Here is a 23,584-nt window from a genome sequence, read left to right on the forward strand (position 1 = left end):
TAGACCACCCCCAAGATTCCGCAAAGCCTTGTCTCCGCTACTGTTTTCCCACTTCACGGCCACCAGCTGCATCGGTACCGGCGCAGACGCGACTTTGTCGGCACTGCGCGCGCGGCGTGGCGGCCTGGCTCCGTGCCAGTTTGGCGACGTGCGCCTGGACACCTATGTCGGTGAAGTACCCGGACTGGATGCGGTGACGCTGCCTGCGCACCTGTCGCACTTCGACTGCCGCAACAACCGCCTGGCATGGCTTGGGCTGGAAGCAGACCATTTCGCCGAACGCGTACGCGAGGCCGCGGCGCGCTATGGCGCGGACCGCATCGGTGTCTTTCTCGGCACCAGCACCGCCGGCGTGCTGCAGACGGAACTGGGCTATCGGCAGCGCGATCCAGATACCGGTGCGCTGCCGGCGGGCTTCCACTACGGCGGCACGCACAACCCCTATTCCCTGCCGGGCTTCGTGCGGGAGTATCTCGGCGTTGGCGGCCCGGCAGCGGCGGTTTCGTCGGCATGCTCGTCCGGCGCCAAGGTCTTCAGCTCGGCCCGGCGCATGATCGAAGCAGGATTGATCGACGCGGCCGTCGTCGGCGGCGTCGATTCGCTGTGCCACACCACGCTGTATGGCTTCAATTCGCTGGAGCTGCTGTCGGCGCTGCCGTGCCGCCCGTACGACGTCGCGCGCAACGGCATCTCGATTGGCGAGGGCGCGGCCTTCGGGCTGCTCGAGCGCGCCCCGGATGCGCCGGATGCCGATGCCATCCTGCTGGCCGGCATCGGCGAGTCGAGCGACGCCCACCATATGTCGACCCCGCACCCGGAAGGACTCGGTGCCCGCCTGGCGATGGAACAGGCGCTGGCCAGCGCCGGCATCGCTGCCGCACAGGTCGGCTACGTCAACCTGCATGGCACCGCCACGCGCAGCAACGACGCCGCCGAGGCGCTGGCCATGGCCGCGGTGCTGCCCGGTACGCCATGCAGTTCGACCAAGGGCGCGACCGGCCATGCGCTTGGCGCCGCCGGGGCACTGGAGGCCGTGATCTGCGCCCTGGCATTGCGCCATGGCCTGCTGCCGGCCGGCATCAACACCACGCAGCCGGATCCGGCGCTGGGCGTGAACTACCAGCTTATGAGCCGCGACGCGCCGCTGCGCTATGCCATGAGCAATGCATTCGGCTTCGGCGGTTCCAACTGCAGCCTGCTGTTCGCGCGCGCGGACGCGGCGTTTCACTGAGCCAGCGCCATGCCGCAACCCGCTTTGCAACCCGCTTTGCAACCCGTTTTTATCGAAAGCATCGGCCTGCTCGGCCCGGGCATGAGTGGCTGGAACGCAGCGCGCGAAGTGCTGGCGGGCCGCGCGTCCTACACGCACGCGCCGACCGAACTGCCGCCGCCCGCAGGGCTGCCGCCCGCGGAGCGCCGGCGCACCGGCCCGACCGTGCGCCTGGCGCTGGGCGTGGGCCAGCAGGCCGTCGCCGCCAGCGGCCTCGATGCCGCGCAGCTGCCGACGATCTTTACCTCGTCGAGCGCCGACGGCCACAATTTCCACGCGATCTGCGAAGCGCTGGCCGAGCCGGATCCGCTGATGTCGCCGACGCGCTTCCACAACTCCGTCCACAACGCCACCGCCGGCTACTGGGCGATCGCGGCCGGGGCGATGCGCACCTCCAACGTGCTGTGCGCGATGGACGGCAGCTTCGGCGCCGGCCTGCTCGAATGCGCGCTGCAGGTGGCGGGAGATGCCGAGCCCTGCCTGCTGATTGCCTACGACACCGGCTACCCCGAGCCGCTGCACAGCCATCGGCTCATCCCCGACCCGTTCGGTGTGGCGCTGCTGATGACGCCGCAGCCCACGCCGCAGACGCTGGCGCAGATCGAGGTCTCGCTGACGCAGGCCGGCGCCGATACGATGCCGGATGCCGCGCTGGAAGCGCTGCGCAAGTCGGCACCGGCCGCGCGCGCGCTGCCGCTGCTGGCCGCCATCGCACGCGGCGACACCGGCACGGTGGTGCTCGATTACCTCGACAGGCTGCAGATCCGGGCCAATGTGGCCAGCCTCGGCACCGTGACCAGGGCCTGACGCCGTGAAGCTGCCCGCCTTCGTGCGCGACCGCGACTGGATTGCGGCGCGCATTCCGCACCAGGGCACGATGTGCCTGCTCGACGGTGTGCTGGACTGGGATGAAAACGTGGTGCGTTGCGTGTCCGGCACGCATGCGCGGGCGGACAACCCGCTGCGGGCGCAGGGACGGCTCGCGGCGGTCTGCGGCATCGAATACGCGGCACAGGCGATGGCCGTGCACGGCGCGCTGCTGGCGGCGCAGGAAGACAGCCCTTCGCGCCCGCGCTCCGGCTACCTGGCGTCGGTGCGCAAGCTCGAACTGCTGGTGGAGAGGCTGGACGATATCGACGCGCCGCTGCTGGTCGAAGCGCGGCGCGTCAGCGGCGAAGGCGCCAGCGTGCTGTACGCCTTCACCGTCAGCGCGGACGGGCGGAGCTTGCTGTCAGGCCGGGCAGCGGTGATTCTCGATGCCGCCCGGCATGGCTCGCACGCCGGCTGAAGTGCCGGCAGACGACCCTTAGCGAGCGGGCAGGATCTTGCCCGAGACCGTGCCGAAGCCGACGCGGTAGCCCTCGCCCTGGCAGTAGCCGGTCATGATCACGCTGTCGCCGTCCTGCAGGAAGCCGCGCTGGCTGCCGTCGGCCAGCGTCACCGGCTCGGCGCCATTGCGGGTCAGCTCCAGCATGCTGCCGTAGGAGTCCGGCGTGGTACCCGAGATCGTGCCCGAGCCCATCAGGTCGCCCACTCGCACATTGCAGCCCGACACCGTGTGGTGCGCCAGCTGCTGTGCCATGGTCCAGTACATCGCCTTGAAGTTGGTGCGGCAGATCGTGCTCGGCGCGGGCGCTCCTTCCGGCTGCAGCGAGACTTCCAGCGCAATGTCATAGGCGTTCTTGTCCTGCTGCTGCAGGTACGCCAGCGGCTGCGGCGATTGCTCGGGATTGTCGCGGCGGAACGGTTCCAGCGCGTCCATCGTCACCACCCACGGCGAGATCGAAGTGCCGAAGCCCTTGCTGTTGAACGGCCCCAGCGGCACGTATTCCCACTGCTGGATATCGCGCGCGCTCCAGTCATTGAGCAGCACCATGCCGAACATATGCGCCGGCGCGTCGGCCGTGCTGACGGGCTCGCCCAGCGCCGACTCCTTGCCGACGATAAAGCCCATCTCCAGTTCGAAATCCAGCTTGCGGCAGGCGCTGAACACCGGGCGCGCTTCGTTCGGCAGCTTGATCTGGCCGTTCGGGCGATGCAGCGGCGTGCCGCTCACCACCACCGAACTGGCGCGGCCGTTATAGCCGATGGGGATTTCCAGCCAGTTGGGCAGCAGCGCGTTGTCCGGGTCGCGGAACATGCGGCCGACGTTGGTGGCGTGTTCCTTCGACGAATAGAAGTCGGTGTAGCCGGGGATGTCGACCGGCAGGTGCAGCGCCGCGGCGGACATCGGCACCAGCGCCTTGTCGCGCAGCGCTGCGTTGTCGCGCAGCGCTGCGTCTTCGCCGGACAGCAGCGCGGTCAGGCGCTTGCGGGTTTCGGTCCAGGCGGGCTTGCCGAGGGCGATGAAGCGGTTCAGGGTCGTTCCGGCGAAAGTGCCCTTTGCTGCGGCGGGCAGAAGGCCGGCATCATCGAGCGCGGCCAGGTCGACGATCTGGTCGCCGATGGCGACGCCGACGCGCGGCGACTGGCCTTTGACGGAGAACACGCCGTAGGGCAGGTTCTGCAGCGGGAAGTGGGTCTGGCCGTCGTTGGCGCTGTCGATCCAGCTGGTTTGGGGGGCGGTCATTGGTTCACTCCAGGATTTGTCGGGTTCAGCGGACGTTCGGGTTGAAATGCTTCTTCAGGCCTTGCCAGCAGGTGTAGTACTCCTGCTGCAGCGAGGCCGACTGCGCCGCGTACGGCGTCGGGCGGATCACGCCCGGCGTCTCGAACATGAACGCCATGGTGTTCTCGATGTGGTGCGGCGTCGAGGTATCGGCGGCGCTGGCCTTCTCGAAGGTCTCGGCATCGGGGCCGTGGCCGCTCATGCAGTTGTGCAGGCTGGCGCCGCCCGGTGCGAAGCCCTCGGCCTTGGCGTCGTAGACGCCGGTGATCAGGCCCATGAATTCGCTGGCGATATTGCGGTGGAACCAGGGCGGGCGGAACGAATCCTGCATCGCCAGCCAGCGCGGCCCGAAGATGACAAAGTCGATGGTGTCCACGCCCGGGGTGTCCGACGGCGATTGCAGCACCAAAAAGATCGACGGGTCCGGGTGGTCGAAGCTGATCGAACCGATGGTGTTGAAGCGGCGCAGGTCATACTTGTACGGCGCGTAGTTGCCGTGCCAGGCCACCACGTCCAGCGGCGAATGGCCGATCGCGGCGCGCCACAGGTTGCCCTGGAACTTCGCCACCAGCTCGAAATCGCCCTCGCGGTCTTCATAGCTGGCCACCGGCGACAGGAAGTCGCGCGGGTTGGCCAGGCCGTTGGAGCCGATCACGCCCAGGTCGGGCAGCTTGAACAGTGCGCCGTAGTTCTCGCAGATATAGCCGCGCGCCTCGCCATCCGGCAGCTCCACGCGGAAACGCACGCCGCGCGGGATCACGACGACCTCCTGCGGTTCCACTTCCAGGCGGCCCAGCTCGGTCACCATCAGCAGGCGCCCTTGCTGCGGCACGATCAGCATCTCGCCGTCGGCGTTGTAGAAGAAGCGGTCCTGCATCGACTGGTTGGCCAGGTACAGGTGGATGCCGCAGCCGCTCATCGCTTCCGGGCCGCCGTTGCCGGCCATGGTGACGATGCCGTCGACGAAGTCGGTCGGCACCGACGGCATCGCGGGCGGGCTCCAGCGCATCTGGTTGGGCGACGGCGGCACCTGGTCGAAACGGCTCAGGAAACGCGACTGCTCGACCAGCGTGAACGGCTGGTGCATCGACGCCGGGCGGATGCGGTACAGCCACGAGCGGCGGTTGTGCGCGCGCGGCGCGGTGAAGGCGCTGCCGGACAGCTGCTCGGCATAGAGGCCATAGGGCGCGCGCTGCGGCGAATTCTGGCCCACGGGCAGCGCACCGGGCAGCGCCTCGGTGGCGAATTCGTTGGCGAAGCCGGACATGTAGCCGTGCTCGGCGAGCTGGGTGTGCGTGAGGTTCATGGTGTCGTCAGCGTTGCGGTGTCGGTCGGGGTTCAGGGACTTCTAGTGCATCCGGCCGTTGGCTGGCAGGCAGAGGGCGCGCAACAGTGCGGCCTGCACGGCTTCGGCATCAAAGGTTCGCCAGCGGGCGCAGACGTGCTGGTCGGGACGGATCAGGTAGCAGGTGCCCGGGCGGCCGTCGTAGCGGCGCGCAGCCAGGCCTTCGGCGTCGCTCACATGGCGCGGGCCATCGGGCGGTGCAGCCGGCTGGCCCGGCGGCACCACGAACAGCAGGCGCATCGGCACCGCGGCCATTGCCAGCCGGCGGCGCGCATCGTCCGGGATCTCGCTGCCGTCGCCAAAGACCAGCAGCGTGAAGGCGTTGCCCAGTTCGCCCAGTTCGCCCAGTTCGCCCAGTTCGCCGAGCAGCCAGCCCGGCTGCGCCTCGCCGTGGCGCCGCAGCGGCGCATCCGCGCACGGCGCACCGGGCACCATCGCGCCCGCGAACACATCGCGATCCGGCGTGTTGAGCGGCGAATCCGCCAGCACCGTGGGCAGCGACAGCCGGCCGCTATTGACCAGCTGGCGCGCAAACGCGTGGCGGCGCGCGAGGCGCAGCACGGCATCGCGGAAGGTGCGGCTCACGGCGCTCTTGGGCGTGATGAAATCGGTGGAACGCGTCGAGTGGCGGATGTTCTCGTCGGCGGCGGCCTCGCGCTCGCTGGCATAACTGTCGAGCAAGGCGTCGCCAGCGCGGCCGGCCAGCACCAGTGCCAGTTTCCACGCCAGGTTCTCGGCATCCTGAACGCCGCTGTTGGCGCCGCGCGCGCCGAACGGCGAGACGCGGTGCGCGGCATCGCCGGCGAACAGCACGCGGCCGTGGCGGAAGGCATCCATGCGCTGGCAGCAGAAGGTATAGACGCTGACCCATTCCAGCGTGAAGGCCACGCCATCGCCCAGCATGGCGCGGATGCGCGGGATCACGCGCCCGGGCTGCTTCTCGGTTTCGGGGTCGGCGTCCCAGCCCAGCTGGAAATCGAGCCGCCAGACATCGTCGGGCTGCCGGTGCAGCAGCGCGGAGCGGCCCGGGTTGAACGGCGGGTCGAACCAGAACCAGCGCTCGGCCGGGAACGGCGCCGCCATCTTCACATCGGCGATCAGGAAACGGTCGTGGAACACGCGGCCCTTGCTTTCCAGGCCAAGGCCCTGGCGCACCGCGCTGTGGGCGCCATCGGCGGCCACCACATAGCGCGCTTGCAGCACGTAGTCCCCATCAGGCGTCGAGACCGTCAGCGCGACGTTGTCCTGGGCTGGCGCAACGCCGGTGACGCGATGCCGCCAGCGGAGTTCAATGCCGGGCAGTTCGGCGGCGCGTTCGACCAGGAAGCTTTCCAGGTAGTACTGCTGCAGGTTGACGAAGGCTGGCCGGCGATGGCCGGCCTCTGGCAGCAGGTCGAAGCGGTACACCTGCTCGTCGCCGAAGAACACCTTGCCGACATGCCAGCTGACGCCCTTGGCCGCGACCCGTTCGCCGCAGCCGAGGCGGTCCAGGATATCCAGCGTGCGCTTGGCAAAGCAGATGGCGCGCGAGCCGGCGGCGAGCGTGTCGTCGTCATCCAGCACGACCACGGGAACGCCGCGCTGCGCCAGGTCGATCGCCGCGGTGAGTCCGACCGGCCCGGCGCCCACCACCGCCACGGGACGGATCGCATGCGCAGCCGCCGGCTGCGAGCGTTGCTCGGCGCCAGGCTGGTACGCGAAGGTGCGTTGCGGATTGGTGGTGGTATCCACGGCGTCTCCATGCGGCGCTGCGCTGGCGCCCCGGGGACCCTTTGGCGGGCCCTGCCGGTCTGGGTGAGTTCGGTACGGAATTACGTAATCCGTAATTGATTTACCATATCGTAATCTCGCAAGACAGGCGTGTCAAACCCGTCTCGGCGAATGCGCAAGGTGGCGCACCCACTGGAGTTGTAGGCCGGAACCGGAAAAATGGAAAAGTGTGGCCTTCAACGCGCGTCAGGCTTGGACGCGGCAGTTAATGAAGTCGGGTAGAAAAATGCAGGCAATTACCGCGCGCAGGACCGCGGCGGCGTGATAGAGGCGCCGGGCGGCGCTAGCAGCGCCCGGTCGATGACAACCGGCGCGGAGCGAGGGCCGCGCCGCGCCGGTTGCGGGATGGTGGTCTGGAACGCCATCCGCCTGCGCCGGCCCGTGCAGACGTGGCCGGCCAGGCAGCGGCCGGTTCAGACCGGCTTGTGGCCTTCGCCCGTGCCGGAGCCGAAGCCGCCGCCCTGCGCCGGTGCCGCGGCGGGTGCCTGCGCACCGCCGGCGGCCGGCTGGCCGGCCATCGAGGCTGCCGTCACGCCGCCATTGCGGCTGGCGATAAAGGCGTTGACATCTGCTGCGAGATGCTGCGGGGCCAGCACCACTTCCAGGCCCAGCGCCTCGCAGGCAGCGAGGAATGTCGACATGCGGGGATCGGCTTGCCCCGATTCTGCCCGCAGGTAGGCTTCCCGCGAGATGCCCGCTTTTCGGGCGACGTCCTCTTGCTTGAGCTTGCGCGCGCGGCGCAGCGCCCGCAGTTGCCGGAACGGTTCGCTAGCGCCTCTTGGCACGGCTGTACTGTTCATGTCGGTCTCCAGTCACCAGTGAAAAAAAGTGCGCGGACGTGCATTCGAGTATAGAGCACGCAAAGCGTTCCGTATGTAACCGCCGAAACACTTTGTGCAGATTTCTTCCAAGTCCGCAATTCGCCTCTTGCCCCGGCCGGCAAACGGAAGGCAAAAGGCCGCATCCTGCACAACATCGTCGCAACGCAGGGAGACTAACGACCCTTGGCGGTTTGCGTTGACGTCACACGCTCTGTGTACGACGTTATGGCCTTCGCTGCACAACTTCGCAAGTCGGGGCAACTACCATGCATCCGGTTTCGTTGACAAACCGACCGGTCGTGCTATTCTCCACTGCATGCAAAAGGGACAACTCACCCGCCACGCCATCATCCAGCAGGCGCTCGATACCGCAACCAAGGTCGGCTTCGAGCAGCTCTCGCTGGCCACGCTTGCCGCGGACACCAATATGTCCAAGAGCGGCCTGTATGCGCACTTCAAGTCCAAGGAGGCGTTGCAGCAGGCGGTGCTGGACCTCGCCATCGAACGCTTCGGCGAAATCGTGGTGCGGCCGGCAATGCGCCACCCGCGCGGCATGCCGCGGCTGCAGGCCATGTTCGAGGGCTACCTGGAGTGGCTGGGCGGGACGGTGACGCAGGGCCGCTGCCTGTTCATGGCGCTGGGGCAGGAATACCGCGACCGGCCGGGCACGATCCGGGACCTGGTGGTGCAATCGCTGAAAGACTGGCACAGCACCGTGGCACGCATGGCGGCCGATGCGGTCGACGAAGGCCAGTTCGGCACGAGCGTGGAGCCGCGGCAATTTGCCTTCGAACTGTCCGGCATCGGCATGGCGTTCCAGCAGTCGTTCAAGCTGCTCGGCCGCGCCGACGCCGAAGCCATGGCGCGGCGTGCGTTTGGCGCCCTGGTGGCACGCGCCACCGAGGGCGCGACGCAGGTCTGAACGGAAACACCACGAAACAACATTGGCGCCGGCACTATCCAGCCGGCGGGCAACAACCTTCCGGCCGCTTTTTTATACCAAAAAAAGCACGACTGGTCGGTCCTAAAAATGCGCGCGGAAAGCCGCCGGCTGGCACCGGCTCCGATGATGCCGCGCCAATCCAGCAACCGATTGGAGGTGCAGGTCGTGACGCAAGCAGTCTCTTCCCCTTCCCCGGCGACTTCCGCCGCCGCTGCCCCCAATGCCAGGCCAGCGGGTAACGTACCCGCCGCTCTACCCGGCTGGCAGCGGCTGCGCTGGCAGGCGGGCAGCCTGGTATCGCCATCCGCGACCGCGCGTGCGCTCGAGCGCCTCTGGTTCTCGCCGCCGCGCGCCGCCCTGACGTCGGCGGCCCGCCGCTTCCTGGACAGCGCCCGCAGCGACTGGGCCCTGGTGACCGGTCACGGGCCCAGCCGCAGGGTGCGCGTCTACCGCTGGGGCGACTCCGGTCCGGTGGTATTGCTCGCCCACGGCTGGGGCGGCCATGCCGGGCAATGGCATGCGGTGGCCGACAGCCTGGTCGCAGCCGGAATGCGCGTGGTGGCCTTCGATGCGCTGTCGCATGGCGCTTCCGATGCGGGCACGCGCGGCGCGGCGCAGACCTCGGTGCTGGAAATGTCGCGTTCGTTGCTTGCCGCCGCCTGGCATGCCGGGCCGGTTCACGCCGTGGTGGCGCATTCGCTCGGCGGCGCGGCCACGGCGCTGGCGCTGCGCGAGGGCCTGCCGGCACGCGCGGCGGTGCTGGTCGGTTCGCCCGCCGATATGCACGCCGCGTGCGCGGCGCTGGCCTGGCAGCTCGGCATAGCGCCAGCGGTCCTGGCACGCATGCAGCGGCAGAGCGAGCGCTGGCTCGGCATGCCGTGGTCGGCGTTCAACGTACCGGAGATCGGGCGTTCGCGACCGGTGCCGCCGACGCTGGTGATCCACGACCGCGGCGACAAGGAGGTGCGCTGGGAAGACGGGGCCGCAATCGCCGGCGCCTGGCCCGGCGCCGAGCTGGTCACCACCGACGGGCTCGGCCATCGCCGCATCCTGCAGGACTCCGCCGTGATCGACCGGATCGCCGCCTTTGTCCGGCCCAGGGCCGCGGGCACAGTGACAGCCCCGGCGGCCGCCCTCGCAGTGAACTGAATCCGGAGGACATCATGTTCCTGGTAAGCAACGATATGACCGCCACCCTGCCCGCACGCAGTTCGCTGCGGCTGGTGGCCGATCCGGGCGAGCACGTCGCGGTGCGCTGCACCGAGGGCGAGCTATGGCTGATCCGTGACGGCGATCCGAAAGACACTTCCCTCGCCGCCAGCGAATCGTTCACGGTGCCGGAGGCTGGCACCGTAGATCTCTACGCCATCACCCGGGCCAGCGTGCGTGTCACGCGCTGCAGGACGGGAGCGGCCGGAGCGCGCGGCTGGCGGCACTGGCTTGCTCGTTTCCTGCCGATGCAACGTACCGCCTATTCGGGTACACACCGCTGAGCCCTGGACCATTCGTTGCCGGCAGGCACGCGCTTGCGCGCTGGCGGATGGTAGGGATTTCAGGCGGTTAATTGCATTATTACCGACGGGTGACGTAGCGCCGCCCGCATCCAGGCCCGGCTCAGATCCGCAGCGTTGCCAGCACCGCGCGCGCGACCGGCTGCAGCCAGCCGCGCCGCCACGTGAGCGTGAAAGCGACCGCCATCGCACCGGCCATCATCGCCAGCGCCCACAGCAGCACGCCAAAGCCTGCGCCGTTGGCCGGCAGCGCGGCCGCGGCGCCCAGGGCCACCAGCGCCCAGGCCGCGCCGCGCAGGCGCCGGCGCGACCGATCCGGCAAATCGCCGCCCTGCCCCGACAGCTCGTTCCAGTGCCGCTCGGTGGCGCAGGCAAACAGCACGAAGGCGCCATACGCGCACAGCGCCAGTGCGATCAGCAACAGGTGGTCAAGCGCGTTCGGCATGCTCTGCCTCCTTCAGGTCTGATGCAGCCGCCGACCGGGCCGCTTCCACTTGCCCGACGCGGCGTGCCGTCGTCAGGGCGAGCGCGCCGGTCAGCAGCAGCGCGATATCGACACCCGCCACGGCAAACTGCCCGCGGGCCAGCGCCAGCGGCAGCCAGTCGCCGGTGGTCAGGCCGTTGCACACCGGCGCCGCCAGCGCCAGCACGGCGATCGCCAGGCATTGCTGCCGCCACGGCACCAGCGTGCGGCTGCCTGGCCGCATCGCCACGCGCGCGTGGATGGCCGTGGCCAGCCAGACCAGGAAGAACAGCCCCGCCTCGATGAACTCGCGCGACGGCAGCGTCATCGGCAGCAGGCGATTGGCCACCATCATCGCCAGCATCGCGATCACCAGCCCGGTCGTCATGGCCGCGGTGACCGCGGCGGCCAGGCGCACGCCGCGCTCGCCATGGCGCGCATGGCGCTTGTCGAGCCAGTACAGCTGCCCCGTGCCAATCAGCACGCAACCGGCCAGACCGCCGAGGAAATACAGCCAGCGCAGCGGCCAGTGGTCGAAGGCGATAAAGTGCATGCCGGTCAGGAAGCGCTGCGTAGTCGCCGCGGGCTGCAGCGGCACGTGGTGCAGCAGCGCCCCGCTGGCGCCGTCGAAGTAGGCCGCGTCGTCCGCCAGGCTGACGCGGTCGCCCACCGAGCGGCTGACCTTGACCACCGCGTTGGCGTCGCCCGGGTTCCAGACGCGGATCGCCGCCGGCGCCGCCCCGCCCCAGCGTGCTCGCGCGGCCTCGACCATCGGCCCGAGCGGCGCCATCGGCGCGGCCACGCCCGCAGCCGGTCGCGAATAGCCCGATACGGCCTGTTCGTAGAAGGCATTGGGCTGCTGGTACAGCGCGTCGATGCCGGCCGGGATCAGGATCATGTAGACGATGCAGATGCCGGAGAAGGAAATCACCGCATGGAACGGCAGCGCCAGCACGCCGGTCAGGTTGTGCAGGTCGAGCAGGCTGCGCTGCAATTGCTTGCGCGGCCGGAAGGTGAAGAAATCGCGGAAGATGCGCACATGCACGATCACGCCGGACACGATCGCCGCCAGCATCGCCATCGCCGCCAGCCCCACCAGCCAATAGCCGATGTTCCACACGCGCAGGTGCAGGTTGTAGTGCAGCGGATAGAAGAAGGACGATGCCCCCAGCGTGCCGACATCCGGCAGCAGCGCGCCGGTGCGCGGGTCGGCCAGGCGGATCTGCCCGCCGGCCGCGGCATAGCGCACGCGCGCGATCATCACCGGCGTGCGCGCCTCGGGCAGCGTCACGGCCCATTCGCGCAGCGGCTTGCCCGCAGCCAGCGCGTCCACGGCGCGCGGCACCACGGTGTCGATATCGATGGCGGGCGGCGCGGCCTCGATACGCGTGGCCGGCATCATCCACCGGTCGATTTCCCGGTCGAATACCGCGACCGACCCCATGAAAAAGGCCACCATCAGCACGCCGCCGAGCAGCACGCCGATCCAGGTATGCGCCCAGGTCATCGCCTGGCGCAGCCCGCCTTCGTGGGCGGCGGTCTTGTTCGCCGCGGCGCGGCCATTGTTCTTGCGTAGGGTCTTGCTCACGCGAGCCGCTCCCCGAGCCATTGCGCCACGCCCGCGCCAATGCCCGCGCCCGCCAGCAGCACCAGCCACGTGCGCAACAGCCGCCGCGTCACCAGCGCCCACAGCGACATCATCGGGAACAGCAGGAGGGCGAACATCGAAAACCAGAGCACCGCTTCGCTGCGCGCCAAACCGAGGCGCCAGCCAAGCACGGCGCCACCGGCGGTGACGCCCCAGGTAAATGCGTAGCTGCCGGCCAGCGCGGCCAGCGCGGCCAGCGCGCGGGCGGTCATCGCCAGCGCCGGGCCCATGGCGCCGCACGACGGCAGGGATGAGGGACTATTGGTCATTGGAATATCCTGCAACACGCGGCCGGCGTAGGGGTGCGGGCCTGCCGCAACGCCACGCCGGCATTGCGCTTACATCTTCATGCGCACGGTGAACATCGCCGCGCGCGGCTGGCCCCAGATGTTGCCTTCGCGCGGGTTGTTGATCCGCGCGTAGTAGCTGCGGTCGAACAGGTTGGTCAGGTTCAGATCGGCCGAGACATGCTTGTTGAAGTCATAGCCGATTGCCGCATCGAAGGTCGCATAGCCGCCACGGCGCAGCGTGACCGCGCCGATCGGTGCCGGGAACAGCGCGGTGTTCTGCACGTGGCTGACCGCGGTCATGCCGCCGCCGATGCGCCAGCGCTTGAAGTCGCCAGGCAGGCGGTACTGCGTCCACAGCTTGAACAGGTGCTTGGGCGCGATCGCCGAGAACGCCGTGTTGAGCTGGCCGGTGCGGTCCTGCAGGTCGGTCGTGACGTTGAAGGTATAGCCGGCGTAGACGGTCCAGTTCGGCGTGATGCGGCCGCTGGCCTCCAGCTCGAAGCCCTGGCTCTTGGTCTCGCCCTGCGAAACGTAGAACGGGTTGCTCGGGTTGGTGGTGTTGACGTAGTCGACCGTGGCGCGGCCGGTCTCGCGCACCTGGAACAGCGCCACCGAGGTGTTCAGCGCGCCTTCGAAGAACTCGCCCTTCAGGCCCACTTCATACTGCTTGCCCTTGATCGGATCGACCAGGTTGCCGCTGGCGGTGAAATACTCGTCCTGCGGCTGGAAGATCTCGGCGTAGCTCGCGTAGGCCGACCAGTGCTCGGTAAAGTCGTAGATCAGCCCGGCGAACGGGGTGAACTTGGCGTTGATGTTGTCTTGCTTGGTCACGCTGGCGGTCGGCGTGTACTGGCGCGCATTGATATCCCACCAGCTCAGGCGCCCGCCCAGCACCAGCGTCACCGGATCCAGCAGCGAGAAGCGGGCGTCGCCGTAGACGCCATATTGCCGGGTGCTGGTCGTGGTGCCCGAGCCATTGGGCGTGAAGACCGGCTTGGCGAAGTCGCTGCGCGGGCTGAAGATGTTCACGACCTGCGAGAACGGTGTCGACGAGTACCGCGGGTCGCGCCGCTCCGAATCCGAGAAATTGAAGCCGATCAGCGCCTTGTGCCGGCGCCCGAACAGCGAGAACGGACCGTTGGCATAGACGTCGAAGCTGGTCTGCTCCTGCGTATAGGTCTGCTTGGCCGCGAACAGCGTGGTGGTGTTCACGCCCGGGATGACCGGCGCGTACGCATACGCCTGCTCGCGATGCATCTGGTTGTTGAGGTAGCGCAGCGCGCCCTTGACCTGCCAGCCGCTGTCGAACTTATGCTCCAGCTCGGCAAAGGCCGAGGTGGTATAGAAGTGGTCGCTGTTCCAGTCGGCACCGAGGTAGGTCGAGCGCGGCACGTCGAGCAGGCTCGCCTGGCGCGTGACCGGGTTGTAGTAGGCCGGCAGCGTCCAAGGCTGGCGGCCTTCCGAGTCCTGGTAGTTCGCGCCCACCGTCACCATGGTGCTGGGCGTGATGTCGTATTCGACCACGCCATAGAGCGCGCCGGTGCGCATATTGGCCTTGTCGATGAACGAGTCCTTGTCCTGGAACGCGCCGGTCAGGCGCGCGCGCAGCGTGCCGTCGGCGTTCAGCGCACCGCCGGCGTCGATCTCGGCGCGGTAGTTGTTCCACGACCCCACCGACAGCGCCCCCTGCACCTGCGTCTCGCGCGTGGGCTTCTTGCGCACCAGGTTGATCGCGCCGCCGGTCTTGCCGGCGCCGGACAGCAGGCCGGACGGTCCCTTCAGCACTTCGACGCGGTCGATCATCGACAGGTCGGGCTGCACGGTGTTGCGCCAGTCATACTTGGTCGGCACGCCGTCCAGCAGGAAGGTGTCGATCTCCAGGCCGCGCGAATAGTAGATGGTGCGTTCCTGGTCGCGCTTCTCCACGAACACGCCGGTGGCCTGCGCCAGCGCATCTTCCAGCGTCACCAGGTTCTGTTCCCGGATGCGCTCGCTGTTGACCACGGTCACCGACTGCGGGACTTCGCGCGCGGTCAGCGGCACCTTGCTGCCGGCCGTGGTCGGCGGGTTGATCGGGTTTTCGCGCGCGCCGTTGACTGTCACCGCGGGCAGTGCGGGCTCTACCGGGCGTGCGGCGCTGCCCGTGGCGGCAGCGGCGGTGGCAGGCGTGGTCCCCGTGGTGGCTTCCTGCCCCAAAGCCGATGCGCTGAAGACCAGGCCGACCGCGGCCGGGATCCAGCGCATGGCGGTGCGGCACGACATTGCGGCCCCGTTCCGTGCTGCCCGCGCGCGTGCGTTCGCGCGTCTGTTGCTGTGTTTCATGCCCTTCTTACTCCCCTGCTCTGTTGTGTTAAAGAAACTGGCCATGCGCACCGGCCGGCGGACGAATGGCCCGCCGCCGCTGCGCGCTCTTGTTCTTGTATTCAGTGCGCGCCGGCATGCGCCACCCGCGCGGGGCGGCTTCGCGGCGGCTCCGGCGCCATCACGCGTGCTTCGCCCTCGCCAGTGCCGAGCACCGCCGCGACAATCTCCTGCGCGCGCACGGCCAGCACCGACAGCAACGTGTCCGACAGCCCGTGCGTGGCTTCGCAGCAGCCCTGCAGGAACACGCCGGCCTGGCAGCCCGGCGCCATCTGCAGCCGGTAGTCGCGGTCGGCCTGGAAGCCCCTGGCGTCGTCCAGGTAAGACGCCAGCGGCGCCAGCAGCGACTGGTGCAGCTCGCGCCGGTAGCCCGTGGCGAGGATCACCGCGTCATAGCGCTGCAGCTGGTGCGCGCCGTCGTCGCGGCGCGCGATGTCGAGCCGCACGCCGTCGGCGTCGGCCTCGGCGTGGCGCGCCTCGCAGCCGGCCAGCAGGCGGTGGCGCACCTTGCCGGTGACCTTCTGCTGGTACAGCACTTCATAGATGGCTTCAATCAGGTCGGTATCGACCACCGCGTAGTTGGTGTTGCCGAATTCGCTCAGCAGCTGCTCGCGCTCGTTGGGCGCGCGCGAGAACAGGTAGTCGATATAGCGCGGGTTGAAGATCTCGTTGACGAACGGGCTGTCATCGGCCGGCTTGAGCGCCGGCGCCCGGCTGACCAGGTCGACCTCGATACTGCCTTCGCGGCCGTGCAGGTCGAGGAAGATCTCGGCGGCGCTCTGCCCCGAGCCGATCACCGCGACCCGCCGCACCGGTCCCGACTGCCCGAGCCGCTCCAGCGACTCCAGGTAGTTCGACGAATGGAACACACGCGCATGCCCGCGCAGCGGCACGAAGGTATCGGGAATGCTGGGCGCGCCGCCCACGCTGACCACCACGTTGCGCGCGCGGCGCACCGTCAGCGCGCCGTCCGCCGCGCGAGAGGTCACGCGCAGGCATGCCAGTGCGCCATTGCCGCTATTCGCGCCGGCGCTCTCGGGCTCGACCGACACCACTTCCTCGCCATAGTGGCAGCTGTCGGCAAAGTCGGCCGCCACCCACGACAGGTAGTCGTTGAACTCGTAGCGGCTCGGGTAGAAGGTGCGCGTGTTGATGAAATCCAGCAGCCGCTCGCGCTCGTGCAGGTAGTTGATGAAGGTGTAGCGGCTGGCCGGGTTGCGCATCGTGACCAGGTCCTTCAGGAACGAGATCTGCATGCGGCTGTTGTCGAGCAGCATGTTGCCGTGCCAGACAAAGCCGGGCTTCTTCTCGATAAAGCCGAAGCGGAACGGCGCCTGCTGCGGCAGCATCTCGCGCAGCGCAACGGCCAGCGCCAGGTTGGACGGGCCGAAGCCGATGCCGAGCAGGTCGAGCACGGGCGGTGTGCCGGTATCCACGCGGGCACCGTTCGCGGCGAAGGTCGAAGCTGGGTAGAGCATTGGGGTCTCCTTGCGCGGCGGGTTCAGGCAGCCAGTGCTGCAAGTGCTGCGCAGGCTTGCGCCGGCGCCTCTTCCTGCGGCACCCACAGGCGCTCGCCGAAGAAGCGTTCGCGCAGCAGCATCACCAGCATGGCGCGCTTGTGCGGGAAGTCGAAGGCCTTGACCTTGGCAAAGCCGGAGCGGTCCAGGTTGCGGATCTGCTGCACATGGTCGATGCGCGGCTCGCCGACGATGCGCTGCGTGCGCGGATCGTCGAGGAAGATGTAGTGCATCAGCGACGGCAGCCAGGCGCTGATGTACGCCTTGCCGCGGATCTCGCCGTCGCCGATCAGCACGTGCCAGCCGCGGTCGAAGTCGTCGGCGTCGTAGTACGGGCCGATGCGGTTTTCCCTGGCCCAGTACACCTCGAAGTAGGCGAAGGGCTTGCCGTCCAGGCAGCCGATCAGCGGGATGGTGTGCGGGTCGTCGAGCTGCGCCTGCAGGTAGCCGCGATGCCTGGCGAGGTCGCCCTCCTCCTGCCAGAACACCGCCACGCGCGGGTCGTTCATCCAGCCATGGAAGCACTGCAGGTCGGCATCGAGGTCGGCTACCCGCATCGAGAACACCTGGTTTAGCCAGGGAATATGGCGCGCATAGACCTGGCCGCCCGGCTTGGGCGCGCGCAGCGGATGGCGCTTGCCCGCGCTCATGGCGTACTGCAGCGGGAAATCGCGGCCCGAGGTGCCGGTGTGCCACAGCGCCGGCAGCTGCCACAACTGCTCGACGCGCGAAACCAGCTGGCCGTTGGCATCGCGTACGGCGCTGCCTTCGCGCAGCATCGCGGCGGCCAGGGCGTCGGGTACGTCCAGCGCGATCGCTTCGGCGGCAGGCGTGCGCGCCAGCGCTGCTTCGCAGGCGGCGAAGGTGGCGGCGCGTGCCAGGGGGTGGTCCGGCGCGGTGCCGGCAAGCGCGATGCGGGGCTGCGCGCCCGGCGTGAACTGCCACGCCTGCAGCGGCGCGCCGTGCAGGCTGAGCTGTAGCGTCGCACCGTCCCAGCGGCTTTGCAGGATGGCGGAGGCTGCTGTGGAATCGGACGACCACGGCTGGCCGGCGACGGCGTGGGTCATCGAAGACGCGTTGCTTTGCATTTGAGCTGACTCCCTCTGAATGTTGGCGCGCGTCATGCGGCGGCCTGTTGTTGGTTGTTGCCGGCGTCGATGCCGGCGCTGGCGCTGTCGGCGCGGATCACGCCGCTGTCGCAGCGGATCACGCGGTCGGCCACGTGGAAATAGCGGTCGTCGTGGCTGACCGCGACGATGGTCTTGCCGCTGCGCTTGAGTTCCGGCAGCAGCGATTCATAGAAGTAGGCGCGGAATACCGGGTCCTGGTCGGCGGCCCATTCGTCCAGCAGCAGCACCGGCCGTGCCTCGACGTAGGCCGCCAGCAGCGCCAGCCGCTTGCGCTGGCCCTGCGACAGCTGCGTGGTCGACAGCAGGTCGTCGCGGATCGCGACCTTGTGGTCCATGTGCAGCCGCTTCAGGAAGGCATTGGCCACCGCGGCATCGAACTTGCCGTCCGGACCCACCAGCCGCGCGAACAGGTGCGCGTTGGAGAACACCGTGGCGAAATGGCTGCGATACCAGGGCAGTTGCGCCGCACCCACTGCCGCGCCGGCCAGCCAGACACTGCCGTCCGTGGGCTGGTACAGGCCCGCCAGCAGCTTCATCAGCGTCGATTTGCCGCTGCCGTTGCCGCCGACGATGAACACGGTCTCGCCGGCGGCCAGCGTCAGCGACACCGGGCCCAGCCGGAAGCCGCGCTCGTCGCCTTGCCCGGGGTAGTCGTAGCGCACGTCCTGCAGCGCCAGCAGCGGCATGCCCGGAGCCGGCACCGTCGCGTTGTGGCTGGCATGCAGCAGCGCGAAGTCTTCCGTGTACGGCGCCAGCCGCAGCGTGTCGATCTTGCGCAGCGCGACGTTGCCGGTCATCAGGATCGGCAGCGTGCCGACGAGGTCATTCAGCGGCATGCGCAGGAACATCAGCACCAGCACGAAGGCGGTGATGCGCTCGCGGGCAATGCCCAGCGCATCGCCCGCGATAAAGATCGCGCAGGCCAGACCCAGGATCAGCGCCGCGGTGAACGACAGGCTCAGCACCCAGTAGCGGTCGGCGCGCACTTCATGCGCGCGCGCAAACTCGGCGGCGGGCTCGAAGTCGCGCTGGTAGAAGCCCTGCTTGCGCCAGGCATTCAGCGCAAGTTCATAGCGGCCGTCGATGGCGCCCTGGTAGCCGGCGTAGAGGCGGTCGTCGGTGTCGCGCACGGCCTTCATCAGGCCGCGCATGCGCAGCACCCAGCGCTGCGCCAGCAGCACGCCGCCGCCCAGCACCGCGGCGCCGAGCACGAACAGTTGCCACGACAGCCACCCCAGGTACAGCAGCCCGCCCGCCACCAGCACGCCGTTGTAGAACACGAACGGCACGCGATTGAAGGCCATGCCGATCGAGGCGATGTCCTTGGTCAGCGTGGCATAGACGGTGGGGCCGCCGATCGCTTCCAGGCGCTCGACATCGGTATCGAGCACGCGCTTGAGCATGCGCATGCGCATGTCGTAGACCACGCGGTGGCCCAGCGCGGTCAGCAGCGCCTGCGAGCCGAAGCCGCAGCCGAACAGCACCGCCAGCAGGCCGAGCAGGATGCCGATGCGGCCGGCCTCCATGACTTCCAGCCCTGCCGGCGCGGCAATCATGCGGTTGATCCCGGCGATCAGCGCGATGCCGGCGAGCGCGCTGCAGGTACCCGCGGCCAGCGCCAGCAACAGCAGGCCGCCGAAGCGGCGGCGCAATGACAGGAACAGGTTCACAGGGTCTCCAGCAGGTCGTTCATGAAGGCCAGGTCGGCATCGGCATCGCGCCGGCCGGCCTGGTCGATCGCCGCGGCCATGTCGCGCAGCGCCGGCGCGGCGAACAGCGCCGGCAGCGCCAGCTCGCACGCCATCTGCTCGCGGATGCGGGTCTGCAGCCGCACCAGCAGCAGCGAGTGGCCGCCCAGCAGGAAGAAGTCGTCATCGGCGCCGGCTTCGGTCACGCCCAGCACCGCGCACCACAGCCCGGCCAGCGCGTGCTCGGTCGGCGTCGACAGCGCGGCCGCGGCGCGCGGCGCTGCCGGCTCCGGCAGCGCCTGGCGGTCGACCTTGCCGTTGGCGTTGAGCGGCAGCGCGTCGAGGCGCGTCAGGCTGGACGGCACCATGTAGCCGGGCAGTTGCTCGCGCAGGCGGGCCAGGATGGCGTCGTCGGTCGCGTGCGCCCCCGCCACGTAGTAGGCGCACAGCCGCGCCATGCCATCGGGGCCGGGGCGGGCCACGCACACGGCGTGCCGCACGCCCGGGCAGGCGACCAGCACCGCCTCGACCTCGCCTGGCTCGATGCGGAAGCCGCGCACCTTGACCTGGTGGTCGCGGCGGCCGAGGAACTCGACGATGCCGTCGGCACGCTTGCGCGCCAGGTCGCCGGTGCGGTAGAGGCGGTCGCCCGCCATGGCGCCGGGCGAGCCTTGATGGAACGGGTTGGGCACGAACGCCGCGGCGGTGCGCGACGGATCGGCGGCATAGCCGCGCGCCAGCCCGGCGCCACCGATGTAGAGCTCGCCGGCCACGCCTGCGGGCACCGGCTCCAGGCGCGCGTCCAGCACGTAAAGCTGGTTGTTGGCGATCGGATGCCCGACCGGCGCCACCGCCCACGCGGGCATGCCTGCGCCCTCGCCCGCCAGCGCATGCGCGGCGGACCAGACCGTGGTCTCGGTCGGGCCGTAGACGTTGCAGACCTCGGCGCCGCGCGCCAGCAGCGCAGTCGCCAGCTCGCGCCCCAGCGCCTCGCCGCCGCACAGCACGCGCAGGCCCTGCCACGCGGGCGTGGCCTGCGTGACCAGCATCTGCCAGGTGGCGGGCGTGGCCTGCATCACGGTGATGCCATAGGCGGACATCAGCGCCGCCAGCCGCGCCGGATCGCGCGCGTCGTCGCGCGTGGCGATTGCCACGCGGGCGCCGCTGGCCAGCGGCAGGAACAGTTCCAGCCCCGCGATATCGAAGCCCAGCGTGGTCACCGCCAGCAGGCGGTCGTTGCCGTCCATCGGCACCACCGGCGTCATCGCGCGCAGGAAGTTGGCAAAGGCCGCGCGCGAGATCTGCACGCCCTTGGGCGTGCCGGTCGAACCGGAGGTGTAGAGCGTGTAGGCGAGCTGCGCCGGATGGCAATCCAGCGCCGGGGCGATTGCAGGCGCCGCATGCCACGGCGGCGTGTCGCCGTCGACCAGCACCACGCCGGCACTGTCGCCCAGCGCGGCACGCGTGCCTGCCGCCGCCAGGATCAGGCGCGGGCTGGCGTGGCGCAGGATGTGGGCGTTCCGCGCGGGCGGATGATGCGCGTCGATCGGCAGGTAGGCGGCGCCCGCCCTGAGGATGCCGAGCAGCACCGCCACCAGCGCCGGCGTGCGCGGCAGGCAGACGCCGACCAGGGTATCTGTGCGCACCTGCTGCCCGGCAAGCCAGTGCGCGATGCGGTTGGCGCCGGCTTCCAGCTCCGCATAGGTCAGGCTGGCACTGCCGTCGGTGATGGCGATGGCATCCGGCGTGGCCGCGGCGGCGCGGGCGATGCGGGCCACCACGTCGTCGGCGGCGTCGAGGGCCAGGCCAGTGTCGTTGGCGCTAGCCAGCGTCCGGGCGCGCTCGCCTGCGTCCATCAGCGGCAGCGCGCCGAGCGGCACGTCGGGAGCCGCCAGCATCGCGCCGAGCAGCTGCTCGTAGTGCCGGGCCATGCGTTGCGCCGTCGCTTCGGCGAACAGCGCGGCATCGAATTCGAGCGTGGCCAGCACGCGCGTCGCGCTGGCCTGCAGGTCGAGCGTAACGTCGAACTTGGCGCTGTCGTCGGGCACCGGCAGTGCGCTCGCCTGCAGGCCGGGCAGCGCAAGCGACGCGGCTTCGCCCATCTGCAGGTTGAACAGCGCCTGGAATACCGGCGTGCGGCTGGGGTCGCGCGCCGGTGCGAGCTTGTCGACCAGCAGTTCGAATGGCAGGTCGGCATGGTCGAGCGCGGCGCGGGCGTCGTCGCGCACCTGCTGGCACAGCGCGCGGCCGGTCAGGCCGGGCGCCAGCCGCGCGCGATAGACCTGGGTGTTGATAAAGCAGCCGACCAGTTCGTCGAGTTCTTCGTGGGTGCGCGCGGCATTGGGCACGCCGACCGCGAAATCGGACTGGCCGCTGTAGCGCGCCAGCAGCGCTTGCCAGGCCGCCAGCAGCACGGCGAACGGCGTGGTACGGCCGCCGCCGGCGGTGCCGCTGCAGTAGTCCCGCAGCGCCGCCGCCACGCCATCCGACAGCGTCCAGCGGATGCGCCCGCCCTTGCCGGCCGGGCGCGCCGGACGCGGCGCGTCGAGCGGCAGTTCCAGCGCGGGAATGGCCGTGCCCAGCCGCTGCGCGCAGCGAGCCAGCGCGGCGTCGAGCGCGGGGCCGGCCAGGCGCTCGCGCTGCCAGGCGGCATAGTCCGCGTATTGCACCGGCAACGGTGTCCAGCCCGGGTCGGTGCCATCCAGCGCGGCGCCATAAGCGCATGCCAGGTCGCGCGCCAGGATCGGATTGGACCAGCCGTCGGAAACGATGTGGTGCATGGCCATGACCAGCACATGGGCGCCGTCATCCAGCCGGGCCACGGTGACCCGGAAAGGCGCGGCGGCGTGCAGGTCGAACACGCGCGCGGCTTCACTGCGCAGCAGCGCGTCGACCTCGCCTGCCGGCAGGTCGAGCCACTGCACGGGTGGCGCCATATTCGCCATATCGCTGACCAGCTGGCACGGCTCGCCGTCGCCGGACGAGAATCGGGTACGCAGCACGGCGTGACGCGACGTCACCAGCGCCAGCGCCCGCTCCAGCGCCGGCGCCGATAGAGGCCCGTGCAGGCGCCACGCGCGCACCAGGTTGTAAGCGGTGCTGTCCGGCGCGTAGCGCTGCAGGAACCACAGCCGCTGCTGGGCGAAGGAGAGCGGCGCCGGGCCGTGCGCGGCGCGCGCTCGAATCGTCAAATCGGGCTGCGTCATCGGGTCTTCTCCGGAGCAGCGATGCAGGCGCCGGTGGCCTGGCTGCCTCGACCCGCGCTGGCCCGCCGTGGACCCGGCATGGCCGCAAGCGCTTCGCCACCGCCGCGCTGCCACGGCTGACGGTCAGGAAAGCGCCCGGGTACGGGGTTGTCTCTACAAATGCAATTGCGAATATACCTGATAATCATTCTTATCTTCAACTTTAAAGATGGCGTTGGATGCACAAATACAACGCCGTTCAGGGCTGCCTCTTGTCTGCTCTACTACCGCTACCGCTGTTGCTTGAACTGTTTCCGGGGCCGTTGCGCCAATACGCCGAAGCCGTGGCGGCCGGCCCGCCCGCGCCTGCGGACATCGCCATTGCCGCGCTCGGCTCCTCGCCCGCCGGCCCCCTCGCGCGTGCGCTGCAGCTCAGCGCCGCGCACCACGGCAGCATCGACTCGCGCGTGACCGGCTCGGTCTGGACGCGGCATGGCTTCTCGTCGCTGCTGCCCGGCGTGGTGGCCGCCGCCGCGCTGGCGCATCACGTGCTGCCGCTGCGCGACGCCGCGATCCGGGCCGACCGGCGCGGCCGCGCCGTGACGCTGTTGTTGCCGCATGGCGGCGAGGCGCTGCACCGGGCGCCGCCGCACCAGCGCTACGGCCCGCTGCTGGACGACCTGCTGGCGCCGCTGGTGCAGGCGCTCGCCGCGGCCAGCGGCGCGTCGCCGCGGCTGCTGTGGGCCAATGCCGGTGCCGTCGTCGCCGAGGTGTTCCGCCACGCGCCCGCCCTGCTGCAGCCGGGCCTGCCGGCCACCGAGGCGACGCTGGCGCAAGATGCCGCGTGGCTGATGGACACCCGCACGCGCCCCGACGGCCGCGACAACCCGCTGCATGCGCCGATGCGCGCGCACCGCGTCACCCGCGACGGCACCACCACCACGCTGTGGCTGCGCCGGCTGTGCTGCCTGCGCCACCGGCTGCACGGCTTCCCGCTGTGCGGGGACTGCCCGCGCCGCCTGCTGCCGAGCTGA

19 protein-coding genes are annotated in these 23,584 nt (G+C 69.6%); 7 read left to right on the forward strand and 12 right to left on the reverse strand.

Annotated features, from left to right (window positions below):
* The first annotated feature begins 28 nt into the window (after window positions 1-28).
* From IPF36_RS09460 to IPF36_RS09470, 3 genes are all read left to right on the forward strand, one after another.
* Entirely contained in the window at window positions 29-1,231 is a 1,203-nt protein-coding gene (locus IPF36_RS09460) for a beta-ketoacyl-[acyl-carrier-protein] synthase family protein (protein ID WP_195427849.1), read from the forward strand.
* A gap of 81 nt (window positions 1,232-1,312) precedes the next feature.
* A complete protein-coding gene (locus IPF36_RS09465) occupies window positions 1,313-2,077 on the forward strand; it encodes a beta-ketoacyl synthase chain length factor (RefSeq protein ID WP_255519731.1) in 765 nt (254 codons plus the stop codon).
* 10 nt (window positions 2,078-2,087) lie between these two features.
* The gene (locus tag IPF36_RS09470) at window positions 2,088-2,558 is read left to right on the forward strand and encodes a hydroxymyristoyl-ACP dehydratase (protein WP_133094732.1); all 471 of its coding nucleotides are present in this window, start codon (window positions 2,088-2,090) and stop codon (window positions 2,556-2,558) included.
* Window positions 2,559-2,576: 18 nt separating this feature from the next.
* Here IPF36_RS09470 and fahA read toward each other — a convergent pair whose 3' ends face one another.
* The 4 genes from fahA to IPF36_RS09490 all read right to left on the reverse strand — a co-directional run bounded on the left by fahA (window position 2,577) and on the right by IPF36_RS09490 (window position 7,793).
* The gene (gene fahA / locus IPF36_RS09475; RefSeq protein WP_135702883.1) at window positions 2,577-3,839 is read right to left on the reverse strand and encodes a fumarylacetoacetase; all 1,263 of its coding nucleotides are present in this window, start codon (window positions 3,837-3,839) and stop codon (window positions 2,577-2,579) included.
* 25 nt (window positions 3,840-3,864) lie between these two features.
* Window positions 3,865-5,184, reverse strand: coding sequence for a homogentisate 1,2-dioxygenase (gene hmgA, locus IPF36_RS09480; protein WP_195427851.1), 1,320 nt, complete (start codon window positions 5,182-5,184; stop codon window positions 3,865-3,867).
* Window positions 5,185-5,226: 42 nt separating this feature from the next.
* Entirely contained in the window at window positions 5,227-6,954 is a 1,728-nt protein-coding gene (locus IPF36_RS09485) for an FAD-dependent oxidoreductase (protein ID WP_195427852.1), read from the reverse strand.
* Between the two features lie 452 nt (window positions 6,955-7,406).
* Window positions 7,407-7,793: a helix-turn-helix domain-containing protein gene (locus IPF36_RS09490; RefSeq protein WP_133094433.1), complete on the reverse strand. Its 387-nt coding sequence runs from the start codon at window positions 7,791-7,793 to the stop codon at window positions 7,407-7,409.
* A gap of 337 nt (window positions 7,794-8,130) precedes the next feature.
* On the opposite strand from IPF36_RS09490, the gene IPF36_RS09495 reads away from it, so the two are divergent.
* The 3 genes from IPF36_RS09495 to IPF36_RS09505 all read left to right on the forward strand — a co-directional run bounded on the left by IPF36_RS09495 (window position 8,131) and on the right by IPF36_RS09505 (window position 10,250).
* Window positions 8,131-8,736 carry a TetR/AcrR family transcriptional regulator gene (locus tag IPF36_RS09495; protein ID WP_135702885.1) on the forward strand — a complete coding sequence of 202 codons (606 nt, stop codon included), beginning with the start codon at window positions 8,131-8,133 and terminating at the stop codon, window positions 8,734-8,736.
* Between the two features lie 186 nt (window positions 8,737-8,922).
* Window positions 8,923-9,906, forward strand: a complete 984-nt coding sequence (locus IPF36_RS09500; protein WP_135702886.1) for an alpha/beta fold hydrolase — start codon at window positions 8,923-8,925, stop codon at window positions 9,904-9,906.
* A 14-nt stretch (window positions 9,907-9,920) separates the two neighbouring features.
* Complete coding sequence (locus IPF36_RS09505) at window positions 9,921-10,250, forward strand: DUF2917 domain-containing protein (RefSeq protein WP_133094430.1); 330 nt, start codon at window positions 9,921-9,923, stop codon at window positions 10,248-10,250.
* A gap of 121 nt (window positions 10,251-10,371) precedes the next feature.
* Here IPF36_RS09505 and IPF36_RS09510 read toward each other — a convergent pair whose 3' ends face one another.
* The 8 genes from IPF36_RS09510 to IPF36_RS09545 all read right to left on the reverse strand — a co-directional run bounded on the left by IPF36_RS09510 (window position 10,372) and on the right by IPF36_RS09545 (window position 22,571).
* A complete protein-coding gene (locus IPF36_RS09510; RefSeq protein ID WP_195427853.1) occupies window positions 10,372-10,713 on the reverse strand; it encodes a DUF3325 family protein in 342 nt (113 codons plus the stop codon).
* Window positions 10,697-12,319 carry a PepSY-associated TM helix domain-containing protein gene (locus IPF36_RS09515; protein ID WP_368671134.1) on the reverse strand — a complete coding sequence of 541 codons (1,623 nt, stop codon included), beginning with the start codon at window positions 12,317-12,319 and terminating at the stop codon, window positions 10,697-10,699. The genes IPF36_RS09510 and IPF36_RS09515 overlap by 17 nt, the downstream gene beginning before the upstream one ends.
* Complete coding sequence (locus IPF36_RS09520; protein WP_195427855.1) at window positions 12,316-12,648, reverse strand: iron uptake protein; 333 nt, start codon at window positions 12,646-12,648, stop codon at window positions 12,316-12,318. Before IPF36_RS09520 ends, IPF36_RS09515 begins: the two co-directional genes overlap by 4 nt.
* A gap of 69 nt (window positions 12,649-12,717) precedes the next feature.
* Window positions 12,718-14,931 carry a TonB-dependent siderophore receptor gene (locus tag IPF36_RS09525; RefSeq protein ID WP_195427856.1) on the reverse strand — a complete coding sequence of 738 codons (2,214 nt, stop codon included), beginning with the start codon at window positions 14,929-14,931 and terminating at the stop codon, window positions 12,718-12,720.
* A 161-nt stretch (window positions 14,932-15,092) separates the two neighbouring features.
* Complete coding sequence (locus tag IPF36_RS09530) at window positions 15,093-16,508, reverse strand: lysine N(6)-hydroxylase/L-ornithine N(5)-oxygenase family protein (RefSeq protein ID WP_135702891.1); 1,416 nt, start codon at window positions 16,506-16,508, stop codon at window positions 15,093-15,095.
* Between the two features lie 23 nt (window positions 16,509-16,531).
* Window positions 16,532-17,614, reverse strand: a complete 1,083-nt coding sequence (locus IPF36_RS09535; RefSeq protein WP_240745818.1) for a GNAT family N-acetyltransferase — start codon at window positions 17,612-17,614, stop codon at window positions 16,532-16,534.
* 53 nt (window positions 17,615-17,667) lie between these two features.
* Window positions 17,668-19,347, reverse strand: a complete 1,680-nt coding sequence (locus IPF36_RS09540) for a cyclic peptide export ABC transporter (protein ID WP_195427857.1) — start codon at window positions 19,345-19,347, stop codon at window positions 17,668-17,670.
* A complete protein-coding gene (locus tag IPF36_RS09545; RefSeq protein ID WP_195427858.1) occupies window positions 19,344-22,571 on the reverse strand; it encodes a non-ribosomal peptide synthetase in 3,228 nt (1,075 codons plus the stop codon). The genes IPF36_RS09540 and IPF36_RS09545 overlap by 4 nt, the downstream gene beginning before the upstream one ends.
* A 278-nt stretch (window positions 22,572-22,849) precedes the next feature.
* Here IPF36_RS09545 and fhuF point away from each other — a divergent pair, with 278 nt between their 5' ends.
* Window positions 22,850-23,584 carry a siderophore-iron reductase FhuF gene (gene fhuF / locus IPF36_RS09550; RefSeq protein WP_195427859.1) on the forward strand — a complete coding sequence of 245 codons (735 nt, stop codon included), beginning with the start codon at window positions 22,850-22,852 and terminating at the stop codon, window positions 23,582-23,584.

The sequence above is a fragment of the Cupriavidus sp. IK-TO18 genome, assembly GCF_015549295.1.
GTDB lineage: Bacteria > Pseudomonadota > Gammaproteobacteria > Burkholderiales > Burkholderiaceae > Cupriavidus > Cupriavidus oxalaticus_A.

What these genes read in the sequence shown, in the direction of transcription:
- IPF36_RS09465 (WP_255519731.1), top strand. Translation starts at nt 1,313, where the DNA reads ATGAGTGGCTGGAACGCAGCGCGCGAAGTGCTGGCGGGCCGCGCGTCC.
- fahA (WP_135702883.1), bottom strand. Translation starts at nt 3,839, where the DNA reads ATGACCGCCCCCCAAACCAGCTGGATCGACAGCGCCAACGACGGCCAG.
- hmgA (WP_195427851.1), bottom strand. Translation starts at nt 5,184, where the DNA reads ATGAACCTCACGCACACCCAGCTCGCCGAGCACGGCTACATGTCCGGC.
- IPF36_RS09490 (WP_133094433.1), bottom strand. Translation starts at nt 7,793, where the DNA reads ATGAACAGTACAGCCGTGCCAAGAGGCGCTAGCGAACCGTTCCGGCAA.
- IPF36_RS09495 (WP_135702885.1), top strand. Translation starts at nt 8,131, where the DNA reads ATGCAAAAGGGACAACTCACCCGCCACGCCATCATCCAGCAGGCGCTC.
- IPF36_RS09505 (WP_133094430.1), top strand. Translation starts at nt 9,921, where the DNA reads ATGTTCCTGGTAAGCAACGATATGACCGCCACCCTGCCCGCACGCAGT.
- IPF36_RS09510 (WP_195427853.1), bottom strand. Translation starts at nt 10,713, where the DNA reads ATGCCGAACGCGCTTGACCACCTGTTGCTGATCGCACTGGCGCTGTGC.
- IPF36_RS09520 (WP_195427855.1), bottom strand. Translation starts at nt 12,648, where the DNA reads ATGACCAATAGTCCCTCATCCCTGCCGTCGTGCGGCGCCATGGGCCCG.
- IPF36_RS09525 (WP_195427856.1), bottom strand. Translation starts at nt 14,931, where the DNA reads ATGTCGTGCCGCACCGCCATGCGCTGGATCCCGGCCGCGGTCGGCCTG.
- IPF36_RS09530 (WP_135702891.1), bottom strand. Translation starts at nt 16,508, where the DNA reads ATGCTCTACCCAGCTTCGACCTTCGCCGCGAACGGTGCCCGCGTGGAT.
- IPF36_RS09535 (WP_240745818.1), bottom strand. Translation starts at nt 17,614, where the DNA reads ATGACCCACGCCGTCGCCGGCCAGCCGTGGTCGTCCGATTCCACAGCA.
- IPF36_RS09545 (WP_195427858.1), bottom strand. Translation starts at nt 22,571, where the DNA reads ATGACGCAGCCCGATTTGACGATTCGAGCGCGCGCCGCGCACGGCCCG.